This is a genomic window from Moorena sp. SIO2C4 (assembly GCF_010672485.1).
GTDB lineage: Bacteria > Cyanobacteriota > Cyanobacteriia > Cyanobacteriales > Coleofasciculaceae > Moorena > Moorena producens.
Window position 1 is genome coordinate 1 of sequence record NZ_JAAHGN010001284.1, and the last position, 1,861, is coordinate 1,861.

Below are 1,861 nucleotides of genomic sequence, written 5' to 3' on the forward strand. Positions count from 1 at the left end.
CAGCTATCAGCTATCAGCTATCAGCTATCAGCTATCAGCTATCAGCCAAAGGCCATGCTTGGCCTTTGGCCACGCTGCGCGAACGCGAATGGCTGACGGCTGACCGCTGACCGCACCTCAAGTAGCGTGCGCATAGCGCATATGCTTACTTTTTTAGGGTTGATCTTTTAGCCTAATATTGTCTAGTTTTTAGACTATAATTTGCCCAGCAATGGTGCTACTGATAGCTTGCAACTCAAGATATCATCAGTTGTACGCACCGACACATTACTCTTAGTTTAAGTAACGCCGTTTGGGATACTCTTAAACCGTAATCAATCGGGATAAACCCGGATATAACGGTCAAGGTGCAATTTATTGTTGTCCAAGTGAGGAGTGGTCATGCAGTAATTGGAGTTGAACCTTCCACTCGTCTATTTAGACATTCCTGGCATCCCGGCCAGGAGTTTCTTGAAAGCCTGAGTTTTAGTATGCTTAGAATCAAGCCATCCCAGCTCGACTGCGTCAACTAAACTCAGTCCCATGCCCTTCAAAAAACGCGCGGTACGACGCAATAATACGGTCTGAACCTCAGTTCTCGAAGAGTACCGAGAAATCTCGAAGTCTGTACCTCTAGCAAGGATGTTCTTCGCCGCATTATGGTCAGCCTGCAACACGACCCCATCAAATCCGGTAAAATAGTCCCCAGTCCTTTTCCCTAGTAGGGTTCCATTCCTGGAGTCAATTTGCGACGTGTAACTAGGCTGAACTTCTGTAACAACCGAACCAGTCCAATCAGCCCATTTTTGTAACGAATCTCGCATGACTCCTTTTGTCCAGCTATTGAGTTGACGAGACATGGCCTTGGACTGGCGTTTATTCTTAATTGGTTGTGTTAAATCTTCTGCAAAAACCTTTAAGGATCTTTCTCCAAACAAAGACTTAGAAGCCTTACCAATCACTGATAATATCTCAGCCTGGTCTTTCCTGTATCGACGGTTCTCTGTTTTCCGGGAAAGGTTGCTTTCAAGCATTATAGCCGACTTGGCTGGGTCTATTTTTTCTAGTTTCCTGGAGAGTGCCCAGAGTTTGCCTCTGTTTCGATTTTTAGAACAGATTCGATTTGATTTTTCAGAAAGTAGACTACCTAGCCCTTTGCCATGAGCTGTTCCTTCCGAATCATAATAAGCCTCGGTATAACCCTTGTCTACTCCTACTGGAGTACGAGCAACCGGAGTCTTTACTTCTCTGTAATTTACTAGGAAATGAATCTCAAAACGCTGATTTAACTTGTTATAAATCAGTCGAATCTGGCCTTTGATCTTCCTGTTAGACCTGACTAGTATTTTATTCCTCTTTCCCCGTCTAAGACCAGCCAGCTCTAGCTGAGCGACATTTCGAGAGACGCGCTTACATTTATATCCTCCTTGTTGATAGACAATTTGATTATCTACCCAAGAATGTCCTCTTTGATATTCTTTTCTAACTAGCCTGTGGAGAAGTGGGTCTTCAATAAAAGCCAGGGTTTTAAGTTGTAGGCAAAGCTCTTTTCTGTTTTTTTGATTCTCTTTTCCAGGAAACCTTTTGTATACCTTCTTTACTACAGCCTCTGTACAAGCCGCCTGGCTCGCTGAGATAGCTTTTGCTACATCATTAACAGTCCACTCCATTAACTTGGAAGGTAGCCCCAGCGACTCAGGAGTCCTAAAGTCCCTAACCTCTGGATAAGACTTTTTCCAGTCAATTCCCCAATGGATAATACTACCTAGTTTATTGTAAGATTCAGACCTGACAATGCCCAACTTCTTCATAGTAGAAAACAACTCGGCCTGTACCGACTTCGTCATTCCAATAATTGGAACAACTTGAGTCGATATCTGCT

1 protein-coding gene is annotated in these 1,861 nt (G+C 43.7%); it reads right to left on the reverse strand.

Going from position 1 to position 1,861, the window contains the following annotated elements; genetic code table 11:
• Positions 1-413: 413 nt before the first annotated feature.
• Positions 414-1,861 (reverse strand): zinc ribbon domain-containing protein (locus F6K20_RS36660; protein WP_287298124.1); only part of this gene is annotated, 1,448 nt, incomplete at its 5' end.